At 39.4% G+C, this 17,234-nt stretch carries 12 protein-coding genes and 1 pseudogene; all 13 read left to right on the top strand.

The annotated features are described in order from the left end of the window. Nucleotides 1–488: 488 nt before the first annotated feature. The 13 genes and pseudogenes from C7972_RS15450 (at nucleotide 489) to C7972_RS15395 (ending at nucleotide 17,223) form a co-directional block, all read left to right on the top strand. Nucleotides 489–3,254: a TonB-dependent receptor gene (locus C7972_RS15450; RefSeq protein WP_146216336.1), complete on the top strand. Its 2,766-nt coding sequence runs from the start codon at nucleotides 489–491 to the stop codon at nucleotides 3,252–3,254. Nucleotides 3,255–3,286: 32 nt separating this feature from the next. After that, nucleotides 3,287–4,279 (top strand): tartrate-resistant acid phosphatase type 5 family protein, encoded by a 993-nt coding sequence (locus C7972_RS15445; RefSeq protein WP_110357072.1) that lies wholly within the window; start codon nucleotides 3,287–3,289, stop codon nucleotides 4,277–4,279. A gap of 138 nt (nucleotides 4,280–4,417) precedes the next feature. Then, on the top strand, nucleotides 4,418–5,095 hold the full coding sequence (locus tag C7972_RS15440; protein WP_110357071.1) for a response regulator transcription factor: 678 nt from the start codon (nucleotides 4,418–4,420) through the stop codon (nucleotides 5,093–5,095). Then, nucleotides 5,092–6,336 carry a HAMP domain-containing sensor histidine kinase gene (locus C7972_RS15435; protein ID WP_146216335.1) on the top strand — a complete coding sequence of 415 codons (1,245 nt, stop codon included), beginning with the start codon at nucleotides 5,092–5,094 and terminating at the stop codon, nucleotides 6,334–6,336. The genes C7972_RS15440 and C7972_RS15435 overlap by 4 nt, the downstream gene beginning before the upstream one ends. Nucleotides 6,337–6,390: 54 nt before the next feature. Beyond that, on the top strand, nucleotides 6,391–6,813 hold the full coding sequence (locus C7972_RS15430) for a PepSY-like domain-containing protein (protein WP_110357069.1): 423 nt from the start codon (nucleotides 6,391–6,393) through the stop codon (nucleotides 6,811–6,813). A 4-nt stretch (nucleotides 6,814–6,817) separates the two neighbouring features. After that, nucleotides 6,818–7,849 (top strand): annotated as a pseudogene (locus C7972_RS24450) (phytase); the annotation flags it as partial. Continuing rightward, the gene (locus C7972_RS24445) at nucleotides 7,847–8,869 is read left to right on the top strand and encodes a phytase (RefSeq protein ID WP_375334788.1); all 1,023 of its coding nucleotides are present in this window, start codon (nucleotides 7,847–7,849) and stop codon (nucleotides 8,867–8,869) included. The pseudogene C7972_RS24450 and the gene C7972_RS24445, both read left to right, overlap by 3 nt. A 37-nt stretch (nucleotides 8,870–8,906) precedes the next feature. Then, nucleotides 8,907–10,547: an alkaline phosphatase PafA gene (gene pafA / locus C7972_RS15420; protein ID WP_110357068.1), complete on the top strand. Its 1,641-nt coding sequence runs from the start codon at nucleotides 8,907–8,909 to the stop codon at nucleotides 10,545–10,547. 250 nt (nucleotides 10,548–10,797) lie between these two features. After that, nucleotides 10,798–11,739 carry a class II fructose-bisphosphate aldolase gene (locus tag C7972_RS15415; RefSeq protein WP_110357067.1) on the top strand — a complete coding sequence of 314 codons (942 nt, stop codon included), beginning with the start codon at nucleotides 10,798–10,800 and terminating at the stop codon, nucleotides 11,737–11,739. Nucleotides 11,740–11,749: 10 nt separating this feature from the next. After that, a complete protein-coding gene (iolB, locus tag C7972_RS15410) occupies nucleotides 11,750–12,625 on the top strand; it encodes a 5-deoxy-glucuronate isomerase (protein WP_110357066.1) in 876 nt (291 codons plus the stop codon). A gap of 6 nt (nucleotides 12,626–12,631) precedes the next feature. After that, nucleotides 12,632–13,645, top strand: coding sequence for a 5-dehydro-2-deoxygluconokinase (iolC, locus tag C7972_RS15405; protein WP_110357065.1), 1,014 nt, complete (start codon nucleotides 12,632–12,634; stop codon nucleotides 13,643–13,645). A 100-nt stretch (nucleotides 13,646–13,745) separates the two neighbouring features. Next, the gene (iolD, locus tag C7972_RS15400) at nucleotides 13,746–15,605 is read left to right on the top strand and encodes a 3D-(3,5/4)-trihydroxycyclohexane-1,2-dione acylhydrolase (decyclizing) (RefSeq protein ID WP_110357064.1); all 1,860 of its coding nucleotides are present in this window, start codon (nucleotides 13,746–13,748) and stop codon (nucleotides 15,603–15,605) included. Between the two features lie 19 nt (nucleotides 15,606–15,624). After that, entirely contained in the window at nucleotides 15,625–17,223 is a 1,599-nt protein-coding gene (locus C7972_RS15395; RefSeq protein WP_258364877.1) for a solute:sodium symporter family transporter, read from the top strand. The last annotated feature ends 11 nt before the right edge of the window (nucleotides 17,224–17,234 follow it).

Raw genomic sequence — 17,234 nt, 5'->3', positions numbered from 1 at the left:
GGCCAAGCTGATTTTAATTTTCTTTAAATCTACGCACTTTCCACGGCCCCGGCGTCCAGGCCGCTTTCACTTGGGTGAAATGCTCTATGGACGCCTTCCACCTTCCAATGTGAAAACCACTTGATTTAATACGAAATCGAAGATTCACGAAAACCTATAAAAAACAATAATAACCACTTAAGTAAATTGAAAATAGGCCGGTTCTTTATTATGTCCACTCTAACATAGTGTCGATAAATCATTACCCATTGAGGGCCCAGTTCAGAGGAGTCAAAAACACGGAATTCTTCCTAATTAGGCTACCAACAATATTTGTATAAACACAACAATTGGTCAAGACCCAAATATATCCCCCTTTTGTTTACAAAAACATTACTTGTCGGCAAAATATAGTTAACAATAACTTATTAATATTGGCAGTACAGATTTTAAACAGAATTGAAACCTATTTTTATATTCTAAATATCAACCAACTAAAATCAACAAAAATGAAATCTAAGTACTGTAAAAATAAGATATTTTTAATTCTATTGTTGACCGGTATTTTTTGTTCTTCCCATTTTGCTTATTCCCAGTCTCAGAACAAGGGATTAATTAGGGGCACGGTAAAAGATCTGGAATCACAAAATCCACTGCCAGGTGCAAATATAAAAATAGTAGGCTCTTATATTGGCACAACCACAAATTTTGATGGTGAGTATTCCCTTGCTGTTAATTCTGGTAATTTTGAATTGGAAGTTAGTTATATAGGGGAAAAAACTAAGACTATAAGCGTTGAAGTTAAAGCAGGGGAAACCAAGGTGGTCAATTTTGAACTCGAAATGGAAGCGACCCAATTAAACGAAATAATCTTGGCAGGTTCCTTGGACGGACAAATTAAGGCACTAAACCAGCAAAAGTCAGCCGATAACCTTAAAAATGTTGTTTCTTCAGATCAAATGGGAAAATTCCCTGATCAGAATTCAGCGGAATCCCTACAAAGGGTAACTGGGGTGAATCTTCAGCGCGATGAAGGTGATGGACGCTTTATATTGGTACGCGGATTGGCTCCACAGTTTACCAATATTAGTATAAATGGAGAACAAATTCCTTCTCCTGAGGGCGATTCCCGATTTGTTGCTTTGGATGCCATACCTTCCAATCAGTTGGCGTCAATAGAAATAACAAAATCCATTACTCCGGATATGGATGGAGATGCAGTTGGAGGTTCTGTCAACCTAAAAACCCCAACAGCCTACAAAAAGCAATTGGAGGTTTCAGGTTCCTTGGGCGGAGAGTATAATAATTCTTCGGAGAAGACAACTGCTCAAGGGAATGTTACCTTGAGCAAACGAACCAACAACGATAAGTTTGGTTTTATAGTTGGGGGTAGTTACGCGCCTAGCGAAAAATTTTCGGAGAGATATTCATTTGATGGTTGGGATAAGGACAATCCTGAAGGGTTGGATGAGGTGGAAATTACCAGTTATGAGGTCTCTAGAAAACGCATTGGGGCCAATGCAACATTGGATTATAAATTTAATGGAAAAAGTCAGATTTATTTTAGGACTTTGTACAGTGAATTAAGGGAAGTTGAGCAAAGAAGAAGACTTAAATTGGAATCCGAGGAGGACGATGATGTCTTGGAATATGGGGTTTCCAAGGAACTCAAATATCGTCCAGAGAATCAGGGGGTGTACAGCTTTAATCTTGGGGGGAATTACTCTGGGTCAAAGGTAATTTTGGATTATGAAGTAGCCTATTCCGAGGCATTTCAGAAAACGGAGGCAAACGAAAAATCGGTGTTTGAAAACGCGGAGGATGTTACATGGAGCCTTGACATCGCCGATCGTTATAGTCCAAAGCTCAATAGCTTCACCTACGATGGGCAAAATGCCCAGGTAGGCAATGCGGCCCTTTTAGCATTGGATGAGTGGGAAAATGAGGTTACAACTGCTAAAGACCACAACACTACCGCTAAAATAAATGCAGCTTTTCCTTTAAATATTTCTGAAAGGCAAGGCGAGCTGAAAATTGGAGGTAAGCTTAGGTTCAAGGACAAACGTTTTATTGTGGACAAATTTGAAAGTTATGGGTATGAGGGAGATGATGACCTTTTCTTGAGTGATTTTGCGGATAATCATGTGTATTCTGGGTTTATGGATGGTGAATTTAATCAGGATGTAGGCCCTTTCACGGACAGAAATGAATTCAATTCTTACTTCAACAGTAATAAAGGGGACTTTGAGGGGGATTTTGCAAAGGCGGCCGAAGAAAAGGCCTTACAGGAATACAAGGCAACAGAAAATGTGTTTGCCGGTTATGTACAGGGCAAAATACAATTGAACAGACTTATGCTCCTAGCCGGGGTAAGGTACGAAAAAACCAATTTTGATTATGCTTCCGGACAATGGGACGAAGAGACCGAAGAAGCTGTGCCGGTAAGTGGGACCAATGATTATGGTTTTCTTTTGCCCATGTTTCATCTTAAATACAACATAAGCGATAACGACATTTTGCGTGCTTCCATAACCAAATCCTATTCCAGACCTAATTTCCAAGATCTTGTTCAAGGAGCAACTTTTAACGGTGAAGAAGCATCAATTTTTAATCCAGACCTTAAACCGGTAAGGGCTACGAACCTCGATATTTATGGGGAGCACTATTTTGGTACTCTAGGACTACTGTCCGGAGGCGTTTTTTATAAAAAATTAAATGATTTCATTTATCAGCAAACTACAGATCAGACCTTTAGGGGCATACCGGACATAGAGGTTACCCAATCCGTGAATGGGGATGATGCCTCCTTAGTAGGTTTTGAAATAGGATATCAACAGAATTTAAGCTTTTTGCCCGGCGTACTTAAGGGCCTCGTGGTATATTTAAATTATACGCATACGGCATCTGAAGCCAATGTTGCCAATTTTGCACAAGGGGCAGATTTAAGCGAGATAGACCTGCCAGGGCAAGCGGATAATATTGGTAATGCAGCTCTAGCTTACAATATTGGTGGGTTCAAGGCAAGATTGTCATTTAATTATAATGGATCTTATATCAGTGAGTTTGATGGTGGGGATATAATTAATGTGGAAAGTAGACATCAGTGGGATTTTTCCATGAGCCAATCATTTAGTAAAAATAAACTGACAGCTTTTCTGGAGTTGGTAAACCTAACTGATGAGGACGAAAGGGAATTTTACAATACCAAAAACACTCCCAGTTTTAGGACAAGATATGGGTCTTGGGGCAGGTTGGGTATAAGGTTTAATTTCTAAAAATATTCTCCGCCATTTTTAATTTATATTCTATGAAAAACATTTGGAATAAGCTTACCGCGATATTTCTACTATTCCTTTTTGGTTATAGTTGTAGCGCCACAAAGGTAGATAGGAATGAGATGCCTTTGGTCGACAACTATAAAGTAACAGATAGTCTAGTGGTTTTGGAGGATGCTTTACATTTCCTAGTGATTGGGGATTGGGGACGAAAAGGCTATTATAACCAACAACATGTGGCTGATAGAATGGATGAGGTTGCAGAGGCCCTAGATGCGGAATTTGTTATAGCCTTGGGCGATAATTTTTACCCTAATGGTGTGGCAAGTATAGACGACCCCAACTGGGTGGCTTCCTTTGAAAATATTTATAAAGGATACCATCTTGAAATTCCGTGGCATGTAGTGTTGGGCAATCACGATTATAGGGGGAACCCTCAGGCCCAAATAGAATACACCTATAAAAGCCAACGGTGGAATATGCCATCACGATATTATGACTATAGTTTTAATGATGAAGACACTGGGTTGAATGTTGATTTTTTATTTTTGGATACCTGTCCGTTCGAAAAGAAATATTATTCGGAAGAGGCCTATGTTAATGTTAAGACCCAGGATTCTACTCAACAGATAAAATGGATAGATAGCATCATTACCTCAAAGCCAAAAGCAGATTGGACAATTTTTTCGGGCCATCATCCATTATATTCTGGAGGAAAACGGATAGAGGACACGGAACAAATAAGAAATTCACTGCAACCAATTCTAAAGAGAAGCAATGCAGATGTTTATTTTGCAGGACATGAGCACGATTTACAATATATTAAACCGCAAGGAAAGACCCATCATTTTATTTCAGGAGCAGGTTCAGAAGTTAGAAAAACGGGTATGATAGATGGCATATCAAAGTTTGCCGCTTCTGTTCAGGGGTTTATGGCGGTTTCTATAACCAAAAGTCGAATGTTGGTGCAAGTCATCAACTATAAAGGCAATGTAATCTATACCACGGAAATAAAAAAGGAGTGAAGTTTAATTAGTTTTGTCAGTGACCAAGAGGTTAGATGGATATCTAACCTTTTTTTTCTTTACCTATTATTCATAAGGGTGGAATTATTTCATACTTTTCTAATCAACATTATATAAAATAAGAGGTAACAAACTAGCATGAAATTATTAATTATAGAGGACGAACAAGAAGTTCAGGATGACTTAATCGAATTCCTTAAAGGGGAAAACTTTCTATGCGAGGCGGTATCCACAGCGTCAATGGCCAAAGAAAAGGTATATATGCATGAATATGACGCCATTATTTTGGATATTGGTCTTCCAGATGGCAGCGGGCTTGAAGTTTTGGAATATCTAAAAAAAATAAATAAAAATACTGGAGTCATTGTTTTAAGTGCCCATGGTGCCATAGATGACAAAATTTCTGCCTTAAATATAGGAGCAGACGATTATCTTACAAAACCTTTCGATTTTAACGAGCTGAATGCCAGAATAAAATCGATAATTAGAAGAAAACAGTTTCACGGCAACAATACTATAGACTTTGGAGACATTAAAATAAATACAGTCTCTCATGAAGTTGCAGTAAACAATAAAAACATTACCCTGACCCAAAAAGAGTATCAAATGTTACTTTATTTTATAAGTAATGAGAACAGGGTCATAACCAAGGAATCAATAGTGGAGCATTTATGGGGCGATGATACGGATATGTTCGATTCTTTCGATTTTATTTATGGTCATATAAAAAACTTAAGAAAAAAAATTGTCAATGCAGGCGGTAACGATTATCTCTCTACCATTTATGGCGTGGGGTACAAATTCCAAAAAGTTTGAAATTATTAGTTAAAACATCGCTTTATTATGCCATGGCTTCGTTGCTTTTTTTTGCCGTTGCCGGTTTTATTATCCTCATTAATTTTAATAATGTTATTGATAACGATATCAATGATTTTCTAGTAAACAGGGAAGAAATTGCCACTACACAATTAGTCAATGATATTCCTATTGAAGCCTTGAACAACTATGAGCAAATAATTAAGATTTCAACGAACCAGGAAGAAATAGATAATTTAATGTTCACGGACACCATAGTCTATGATATTATTGATGATGAATTCCATTCCTACCGAAAATTAAATGTCATTCGCAAAATAGGAACAGCTTATTATGACATCTCCATCTTCAAATCGTTAATAGAATCGAACCTTTTGGTGGTAGAGATATTAAAACCAATGTTAATGGTTTTTTTAGGGTTGCTAGCCTTTCTTATATTGGGTAACCTTTTTATTTCAAGAGGTTTATGGAGGCCTTTTAAGGAAACACTTATCACTTTAAAGAATTATGAACTTGGAAGTACACAATCTATAGACTTCAGCAAGACGAATACGCAAGAATTCAATCAGCTCAATAATATGTTGAATATTATGATTGAAAAAATTCATTATGATTACCTTAATCTTAAAGAGTTTACCGAGAATGCCGCACATGAGATCCAGACCCCTTTGGCCATAATTCGTAACAAATGCGAAATTCTTTTGCAGTCTGAAAAGCTAACGGATGTTGAGTTGAAGCCTCTAAAATCAATTTATAATAGTTGCTTGCGGTTATCAAAAATAAACCACGGCCTAACCTTGTTGGCTAAAATTGAATCTGGTGCTTATGATAATTCAGAGAAAATAGATATAACGGAAGTGGTAAAGAGCCAAGTTCAGCACTATATAGAAGTCATTGAGCTTAATGGGCTAATGATAGAAACGGAATTAGAACAACAAATATACTTTGATATTAACCCCAACCTTATAGAGATTTTAGTGTCAAATTTGATACGAAATGCCATTAAACATAATACTGCAAATGGTAAAATACACATAATTACATTGCAAAATTGTATTAGGTTTTCAAATAGCGGAAATCAATCCAAAATAGATACCTATCAATTTAGAAGGTTTAATAGATCAAACAAAAATTCATTGGGCTTAGGGCTATCCATAATAAATAAAATTTGTTTAGCATATAATATTCAGCTAAAGTATAGCTATGAAAATGGACTACATAATTTTGACTTGAACTTTTAATATTATAGACAGATTCTCTACAGAATTAACCCATAAGTTTACTAAACATAAAATATGAAGCAAGTAATTTTAATAGTATTTATAGGGTTTATGGTTTGTTCATGTAACAAGGAAACCGTTCCAAGAGAGGTTCAACTAAAATTCTTGGAACTCGAGCCTTCAGCTCACAATATTGAATGGAGTCTGAAAAGAGAACTATACAGGTTGCATTACACCCTGGACGGCTTCAATTACACCTCTTATTTTGATAAAGCGGGGAACTGGCTTGAAACTGAATTGGAAATAGGTAAAAGTGAACTTCCAGTAGCCATATCCAATACGATAGCTGAAAAATTAAGTGATTACTCAATTATAGATATCGAGTTGGTGAAAACAGCGGATGACCAGATATTTTATGAAATAGATCTTAAAAAAGGAGATAAAATTTACGATATACTTTTTAACGATTCAGGAAAAATTTTAAGAAAAAAGATTTAACATTATGAGGATAACAAACCCAGCAGCCAGTCTCTTAAGTTTAATATGCGCTATGTTGATTAGTGCTTGTGAGTCAAAACCAACTATTTCAGAGAACGCGATAAAACCAAAAATCACTACGCAGGCTGTAAAACATGATACAGATGATGCAGCCATTTGGGTAAATGAGGAGGATCCCTCCCAAAGTTTAATACTGGGAACGGATAAAAATGAGGACGGCGCCTTGTATGTCTACGATTTAAAAGGTAATATCCTTGAGGATAAAACGGTAAGAGGTTTAAAGCGCCCAAACAATGTGGACATTGAAGAGTTTGAACTGGGTGAGGAAGAATTTTCCATTGCGGTTGTTACGGAACGCCTTACCAATAAAATAAGAATATTTAGGCTTCCAGAAATGACACCTTTGGACAATGGGGGCATTGAAGTTTTTGAAGGTGAAGGGCAAAGGGACCCTATGGGGGTTTCATTATATAAAAATCCGGAAGACAAGGTATATGCCTTTGTTGGAAGAAAGTCTGGGCCACTGGATGGGTATATTTGGCAATACGAATTAAAGGGAGATGAAAACGGAAATATTATTGCCGAAAAAGTACGGGCTTTTGGAAAATATAGTGGAAAAAAGGAAATTGAAGCCATAGTAGTTGATGATGAATTGGGTTATGTTTATTATTCCGATGAAGGAGTAGGGGTACGTAAATATTATGCTGATACGGACAAGGGCAATGAGGAGTTGGCACTTTTCGCGACAGAAGGTTTTACTGGAGACCATGAGGGGATAAGTATTTATACAACGGATATTGGCACAGGTTATATAATTGTTTCCGATCAACAAGCCAATAAATTTCAATTATTCTCTAGGGAAGGAAAAGCAGATAATCCACACCATCATGTATTGGTAAAATCTATTGATGTTTCAACTATGGAGAGTGATGGCTCCGAGGTTACAAATGCATCCTTGGGCGATTTGTTTCCCAAGGGAATGTTCGTGGCTATGTCAGATGATAAAACCTTTCAGCTATATGCTTGGGAAGATATTGCTGGTGACGATTTAATAATTGCACCCGATGGTCTGCCCCAGCATACCAAAAACGCTATAAAACCTAAGTATATAACGGCAAAAGTAGTTTTTGATACAGATGATCCTGCTATTTGGGTAAATAAAAACGATCCTTCCCAAAGCTTAATAATTGGCACCGACAAAGAAGATGGTGGTGGTTTATACGTTTTTGATTTGCAGGGAAAAATCATTAAAGATAAAGGTGTTACAGATCTTCAAAGGCCAAACAACGTAGATATTGCTTATGGATACAATTTAAATGGTAAATCTATAGATATTGCTGTAACGACGGAAAGGAGCAAAAATCAACTACGGATTTTTAGTGTGCCCGATATGAAGCCCATTGATGGTGGTGGATTGGCTGTTTTTGAGGACAGAGAAAAGAAAGATCCAATGGGAGTTGCTTTGTTCAAGAATCCCAAAGATGGAATATTATATGCTATTGTAGGGCCTAAAGATGGACCCTCAAAGGGTTATCTATGTCAGTACCGTATAGATAATGACGGTAAAGGGAAAGTGAAGCTTACTAAAATCAGGGATTTTGGCAACTACAGTGGAATAAAAGAAATTGAAGCCATTGCGGTAGATAATGAATTAGGTTATGTGTATTGTTCGGACGAAAATTTCGGGATTCGTAAATACCATGCAGATCCTGCCAAAGGAGATGAAGAATTGGCCTTATTTGGAACAAAGGAATTTGGTAGGGATATTGAAGGCATTAGCATTTATAAGAAGGACAATGGAACGGGCTATATTTTAATATCTGACCAACAACAAAATACCTTTAATATATTTTCTAGAGAAGGTTCTGAAGGGAACCCACATAATCACAAGTATATTAAATCCGTAGAATTAATGACACTTGAAAGCGATGGTTCAGAAGTAACTTCCGTTAGTTTGGGGGATGAATTCCCCAAAGGAATGTTTGTTGCAATGTCTACAGATAAAACATTTCATATATACGACTGGCGCGATATAGCTGGAGACGATTTAAAATAATCAATTACATTTAAATAATATTAAACCTCATTTAAACATGCATGGTCTAACTAAACATACCTTATTCATAGTATTATGTTGCCTCTATTCAGTAAACAGCTTTTCGCAACAACCTCAAGCAAAAACAAAACTTGTTGTTGGTGTTATTGTTGATCAAATGAGAGCAGAGTATCTAAATAGATTTCAAGATAAATTTTCCGATGATGGCTTTAAACGCTTAATGAATGATGGATTTGTATGTAGAAATACACATTACAATTACATTCCCACTAAAACAGCCCCAGGTCATGCATCAGTTTATACAGGTACTACCCCAAAGTACCATGGTATCATTGCAAATGAATGGTATGATAGAACTTTAAAAAAGGAAATTAATAATGTAGACGATTATAGCACACAAACGATAGGAGGGGAAGGGTCTAGTGGGCAACGTTCGCCGCAAAAAATGTTGTCGACAACAATTACGGATGAATTGCAATTGTCAAATGATGGTAAGTCGAAGGTAATAAGCATTTCTTTAAAGGATAGAGGTGCCATTTTACCGGGCGGACATATGTCAGATGGATCATATTGGTATGATGCTCAAACTGGAAACTTTATATCAAGTACTTATTACAAACAAGAACTTCCGGCATGGGTTGAAAAATTCAATAAGAAAGGGTATGTAAAATCATTGTTGAAAAATGGTTGGAAAACTATACGGCCCATAGGTAGCTATACTGAGAGCACTATTGATGAGCAAGCCTATGAAAAAGTTTTTCATCATAAAAACAACGCCTCTTTCCCTTATGAATTCAGAAAACTATCCGATGAAGATAAATTCGACATTTTTCAAGAAACTCCATTTGGAAATACAATATTGGCTATGTTGGCCGGTGAAGCCCTGGTAAGCGAAAAAATGGGTCAGGGAGCGGAAACCGATTTTTTGGCGATAAGTTTTTCAAGTACTGATAAAATTGGCCATGCCTTTGGTCCAAATTCTATTGAAATAGAGGATACCTATTTAAGATTGGATCAAGATATTGCTTCCTTATTACGTAAATTGGATGCACAAGTGGGCGAAGGAAACTACACCTTCTTTTTAACTGCAGATCATGCTGCCACCGACGTACCCCAATATCTAATAAATAATAAAGTACCTGCAGGATATTACAGTTCGGAAAACATAGTAGCTAAAGTAAACAAAGGATTGGAGACAGTTTTCAAGGTGGAAGGTTTGGTTGAAAATATGTCCAATGGGCAATTGTTTTTGGATATGAGGAAGATAGTGTCCAATCAACTTGATTTCAATGTTGTTTTGGAAGAGAGTAAAAAGGAACTTTATAAAATAGAGAGTGTTTTTCAGGTATTGCTACGCAATGATCTTGAAAAGCTGGAATATACATCGGACGAGAAAGGCATGGTACAGCGGGGTTTTCATATGAAACGATCTGGCGATATTGTTGTATTGTTTAATCCTTCCTGGGCCAAGGAAAGGAAATATGGTACCGAGCATGGCACGGGTTATAGCTATGATACCCATGTGCCCTTGTTATGGTATGGAAATAATATTCCCAAAGGCTCCTCAACAAGAAAATATAGTATTACGGATATAGCTCCAACCATATCTATGTTGTTGGGAATAAAATTTCCAAGTGCCTGTATTGGTATACCTATCGAGGAGTTGTTTAAAGAGTAGGTAAAAGCTGATTTATTGGTTGCTTTAAAGAGTAATTGCATTCAGTTTGGCTTAAAGGCTTTTTCTTAATGTATTTGCCCAGAACCTCTTCAGGACGGCTATTGCCAATCCAATACCCTTTGGTAAGGTAATTTTGCATATAATGCAAACCTTTGCATGTTTTTTTGGTATTAATTGTTTTCTAAAGGGTGATTTTTATCGTTTATTTATAGTAGCTTGATGCTTTGGTACTTTTAATACTCAAATATTTATGCACCTATCACCAAAGATATTTTTTGAACACTGTTATGGAAAATATGCCATTGCAGCCGTCAATGTTTTTACCATGGAACAGGTTCTCGGACTCTTTAGTGCGGGAGCAAGGGCCAAGGCCCCTTTTATTGTCCAAATAACGCCAGCGGCAAGGAACTACGCCCATCCTGCAATGCTTATTGCCATGATCAATGCGGCATCCAAAATATATCCCAAAGCGGTGTATGCCGTACATATGGACCATGGGAACGAGGAACATGCTTTTGACGCGATACGATCCAATGATTATACATCTATAATGATCGATGCTTCCCATGATAGTTTTAAGGATAATGTGAAAAGAACTAAGGCAGTGGTGGAGGAAGCTCATAAAAAAAACATATTTGTTGAGGCCGAACTTGGAGTGCTGAGCGGGGTGGAAGATGATCTGTCCATAGACGAAAAATATGCCAAATACACCCAGCCGTCAGAAGTACAGGAATTTGTGGAATTAACAGAGTGTGATAGTTTGGCGGTCGCCGTAGGTACCAGTCATGGGGCCTACAAATTTTCCGGAGGCAGTGGTATTCAGTTTAAAATTTTGGAGGAGATCCAAAGGAGGTTGCCAAAATTTCCGATCGTATTACATGGTGGCTCTGCCGTTAATTTGGAGGAAATAGCACGGATCAACAGGGCAGGGGGAAGCCTGAACGAAGGCGCTTCCGGGGTTTCGCCCAAGGAGATTGTGAAGTCTATTGCCTATGGGGTGTGCAAGATCAATATCGCCACAGATACCAGATTGTTGTGGACACGGGTGCATAGGGAATTTTTTAAGGATACGCCCCAACTCTTCGATCCTGTAATTCCAGGGAAGACCTATATGGCAGAATACGAAAAATTTATGCTGGAAAAGTTTGATCTCTTGGGCGCCACGGGGAAAGTAAGCGACATGAACATTTAAGATAAAAATTATGGAACACAACTCACATTTGCAAATAAAGCCAAAATCAGAAACAGGAATATACCATCAGATCACAACTAAATCGGCCAATTGGAAATACCTCAATTTTGAGGCCAGGATAATGTCCAAGGGTGAAACCTGGGAATATGATACCCAGGACAACGAAATGGTGATAGTGCTTTTGAGCGGTAATTTCAAGGTGGAAAGCAATCAGGGCAATTGGGAAACCAAAAATGGCCGAAAGGATGTTTTTAGTGGAGTGGCACATACCTTGTATCTATCGCGCAATAGCCAATTTAGATTGACGGCCCTGAGCGATACCTTGGATATTGGATACGGTTGGTGCCAGGTAGATGAGGACTTTCCGGCCAAGTTTGTGACCCCTGAGGATACCCCCGTGGTAATTTTTGGAGGGGATAATGCCACACGGCAGTTCAATGATCTGGTACCCCCAGGATTTGGTTGTAGTAAAATAGTAGTGCGGGAAGTATATACTCCCTCTGGCAATTGGAGTTCTTTTCCCGCCCACAAACATGATGAGCGCCTTGTAGATGCAGAAGGAACCGTTTTGGAGCCAATTCAGGAGGAGACCTATTTTTATAAGTTTCAAAAGCCGGAGGCCTACGCCATACAGCAGGTATATACAAAGGATAGGTCGTTGGACGAGATCGTTAGGCCAAGACATAACGATGTGGTGCTGATACCCAAAGGTTTTCATCCCGTAGTAGCGGAACACGGATTTCATTGCTACTATCTAAATTTTCTGGCCGGCACCGATCAGTGTTTGGCCAATACCACAGATCCTGATCATGAATGGATCTACAATTCATGGACTTCGAAAGATAAAAGATTGCCCTTGGTAACCGCGGAAATGAATAAACAATAATTGGAAATGAGCAATAAAAAATTTGATGTAATCACGTTTGGAAGATCCAGTATAGATCTTTATTCACAGAATATTGGCGCTCCCTTCAATGATATAAAGGGCTTCGATGCCTTTGTGGGGGGGTCGCCCCTAAATATAGCCGTGGGATGTGCAAGATTGGGTGTCAATGCCAGTCTTTTGACCGCGGTTGGCAATGACAAGGTTGGCGAGTTTATCCTGAACTTCCTGGATGGGGAAGGGGTAAACACCCATTGTATTCCCGTAAAAAATGGGACTAGGAGCAGTGCGGTAGTGTTGGGAATTGAACCTCCGGATAAATTTCCCTTGGTCTATTACAGGGATAATGCGGCCGATAGCCAAGTAGATATAGATGACGTGGACAAAGCCAATATTCCTGACTATAAAATATTGTTGATCAATGGTACCGCACTTAATATAGAGCCCACTAGGAGTGCTACTTTTTACGCCACTGAAATAGCCAATAGAAATGATGTTGATGTTGTGCTCGACTTGGATTTTAGGGCGGACCAATGGCACGATTACAGGGCCTTTGGGCTGACGGTTAGGGCTATTTTGCCTAGGGTTAAAATGGCCATTGGAACGGAAGAGGAGATTCTGGCCGCCACCCTGATCAATGCCTCCCAAGTGACTATAAAGGAACAACAGATTTCCGCCCCGGAAATCAAAGGTGACATAGATGTATCTATTAAGCAACTACTATCTTCCGGCATAGAGACCCTGATCGTGAAGCGTGGGGAAAAAGGAGCCAGTATATACCAAAAGGATGGATCCAGGGAGGATGTTCCCGGGTTTCCAGTTGAGGTTTTGAATGTGCTGGGAGCAGGGGATGCCTTTGCCAGCGGTTTTTTATATGGGATCCTTCAAGGATGGGATTTGCAAAAGGCTTGCCGAATGGGCAATGCCAGTGGCGCCCAGGTAGTCACTAAAAAAGGTTGTGCCAACTTTATGCCCACTCTGGAGGAATCCATGGACTTTATCAATCAAAAGGGAGGATTTTAATTCAATAAGCAATGAAATGCCCATTAACGGCTTTATCAAGTCAACCGATATGTTCTCAGGGCATTCCATCTGACCTATTAAAACAAATAAAGAAGAACAGATGAAAACAAAAAGACTTACAGTGGCCCAGGCCACCATTGAATATCTAAAGAACCAATATGTAGAACGCGATGGTATTCAGAACAAATTTTTTGCCGGTTGTCTGGGGATTTTGGGACATGGAAACGTAGCGGGAATAGGACAGGCTTTACATCAAAATCTCGATTTTCCATTTTATGTGGCCAGGAATGAACAAGGTATGGTGCATACGGCTGCGGCCTTTGCACGAGTAAAGAATAGGTTGCAGACCTTGGTCTGTACATCCTCTATTGGGCCAGGAGCTACCAATATGCTCACCGGAGCGGCAGCGGCAACCATTAATAGGATTCCTGTCCTCCTAATTCCCGGTGATATTTTTGCTACCAGACAGGTTGCCCCGGTTTTGCAGCAATTGGAATCGAACATAAGTCAGGATATATCCGTCAATGATTGTTTTAAACCAGTATCCAAATATTGGGACAGGATCAATAGACCGGAACAGTTGATTACGGCCTTGCCCGAGGTGATGCGTGTTTTGACCTCACAGGCCGAAACGGGTACCGTAACCTTGTGCATTCCACAAGATGTTCAGGCCGAAGCCTTCGATTTCCCTGTGGAAATGTTTCAGAAACGCGTATGGCATATAGGAAGGACTATGCCCGATAAAACACTCTTGTCCAGGGCGGTACAACAAATAAAGGATAGTAAAAGACCTATCATCATAGCAGGAGGTGGCACTATTTATAGCGATGCCACTAAAATATTGAAAAAATTGGTCAATAGAACGGGGGTTCCCGTTGCCGAAACCTTTGCGGGGAAGGGATCCTTGGATTATAGCGAACCGCAAAATTTGGGGGCAGCAGGGGTAACCGGTACACCGGGTGCCATTGAAATGGCAAGGGAAGCCGATCTGGTCATAGGGGTAGGTACCAGATATAGTGATTTTACGACCATCTCCAAATCGGCATTTCAAGATCCCAATGTGCGTTTTATCAATATAAATATTACTGAATTCGATTCCTTTAAGCATGGTGCACTGCCATTGGTAGGTGATGCCAAAGCCATATTGGAAACTTTGGATAATGAACTGTCCAATTTTAAAGTAAGCACGGATTATCGTGAAAAAGTAGAAAAATTCAATAAAAGCTGGGATCAATTTGTTGCGGATATCTATGCAGAAAAGAATGAGGTGCCGGCATTTCAAGGAGAAGTGATCGGAGCTGTAAATTCCTTTTCCAAGCCAGAAGATATCGTTATTTGTGCCGCAGGTAGCTTGCCTGGGGACCTTCATAAATTATGGAGGACCAGAAATCCCAAAGGCTTCCATCTGGAATATGGATATTCCTGTATGGGCTATGAGATTGCAGGTGGCCTAGGAGCCAAAATGGCCCGCCCGGATAGCGAGATATATGTAATGGTCGGTGATGGTAGCTACCTAATGATGTCCCAGGAGATTGTAACCTCGATCCAAGAAAAACAGAAAATGACCATTATTCTTTTGAACAATGATGGCTATTCCAGTATAGGAAGCTTATCCAGTTCCCTTGGTAGTGAAGGGTTCGGGACCTATTACAGGTATAGAAATGAAGAGACCGATCAATTGGACGGAGGCCTGTTGCCCATAGATTATGCGGCCAATGCTGCAAGTATGGGGGCCCATGTTATTAAAGCATCCAATGCCAAAGAGTTGAATTCCGCCCTTAAAAAGGCCAAGACCATAGACAGGACCACGGTAATATACATTGAGGTGGACCGTAAAAAAGCGGTTCCTGGATTTGCCTGGTGGGATGTTGCGGTTGCCGAAGTATCCGAGAAGGATGAGGTTAAAAAATCTTTGGAAACCTATAGGGAGAACAAGAAGACCCAGAAATATTATTTATAGACCATAACCAACCAATCTTATGAATTCCGAACTCATCATTATTTTAACTTCATTCTTGGTTTTTACCGGAGGAGTTGCCTTTTTTACGTGGTACAGTCTTAGGAAAACCAATTTAACATCGTCCGATGGGTACTTCTTGGGAGGTAGGAGTCTAACCGGGATCGTCATTGCAGGTTCTATGTTGCTGACCAATATTTCTTCGGAACATCTTATCGGGATGAACGGTAATTCCTATGTAAACGGTTTTATTGTAATAGCCTGGGAAGTTACCTCCTCTATAGCCCTTGTTATAGCAGCTATTTTTTTCGTACCCAAGTATTTAAAAATGGGATTGACCACCATACCCCAGTTTTTGGAAAGTAGATTTGACGGAATGACAAGGACCATGGTGGCCGCTATTCTTATATTTTCATTTGTGGTGACCCTACTCCCTATCGTTTTGTATTCCGGGGCCATAGGCATTGAAAGTCTGTTTGGTGTTTCGGAAACCTTAGGGGTCAGTAAATCCGAGGGGTTGTGGATAACAGTGGTCATTATTGGGGTCATAGGGTCTATATATGCCATCTTTGGGGGGTTAAAGGCTGTTGCCTATTCCGATACCATTAATGGATTTGGACTCCTGTTGGGAGGTCTTTTAATACCAATATTGGCATTGATGGCCATAGGGGATAACAATATCTGGGACGGATTGGTAAAGGTATACGAATATGCCCCCGAGAAATTCAATGTGGTAGGGGCAAGGGATTCTGTATTGCCCTTTGAAGTTTTGTTTACGGGCCTGATCATTAATCAGCTGTATTTCTGGGGAATGAACCAGACGATCATACAAAGGGCCTTAGGGGCAAAAAATCTGAAGGAGGCCCAAAAGGGACTTCTGATAACCGGTCTTTTTAAGATCTTGATTCCCTTGATAATTGTGTTGCCCGGGGTAATATGCTACTATTATTTTCAGGACACTTACTTTGACCAACAGGATACTGTGTATCCACAATTGGTGAAAAAGGTATTGCCCGTTTGGTTGATAGGTTTTTTTGCAGCCGTAATCATGGGGGCGGTATTGAGTACCTTTAATTCGGTATTGAATTCTGTGGCTACCCTGTTCAGTATGGATATTTATAAAAAACATATTGCAAAAGATGTCAGTGATACCAAACTTGTAAGGATAGGAAAGGTTACTTCCGCCATTTTAGCGGTAATGGCAATTTTTGCCGCGCCTATGGTAGCCAATGCCTCCGACGGATTGTATCAATTGCTGCAAGAGCTTAACGGGATATTTTTCATTCCCATCGCTTCTATTTTATTGGCAGGTTTCTTTATGAAAAAAGTCTCGGCAACCGGGGCTAAGGTGGCCCTGATATTTGGGCTCTGTTTTTACATTTTCATGACTTGGGGCTATACCAGCCACGGTATTCATTTTGTTCATTTATGGGGAATAGAATTCTTGCTGAACGTAGCTATTATGTATTCGGTATCCCATTTTTATCCCAACAGGAACAAGTACGAAATTACCGATGTTGGCGCCGTAAACCTGACTACTTGGAAGTATACCATTCCCATGTCCATTGGGTTGTGTGCTGTTACTATTCTAATCTATGTTTTGCTCTGGAACAACCAGTAGCATTGCTATGT

The organism is Arenibacter sp. ARW7G5Y1 (assembly GCF_003201775.1).
GTDB lineage: Bacteria > Bacteroidota > Bacteroidia > Flavobacteriales > Flavobacteriaceae > Arenibacter.
Note: the sequence above shows the minus strand (reverse complement) of the source record. Positions and strands in the feature narration are given on the sequence as shown.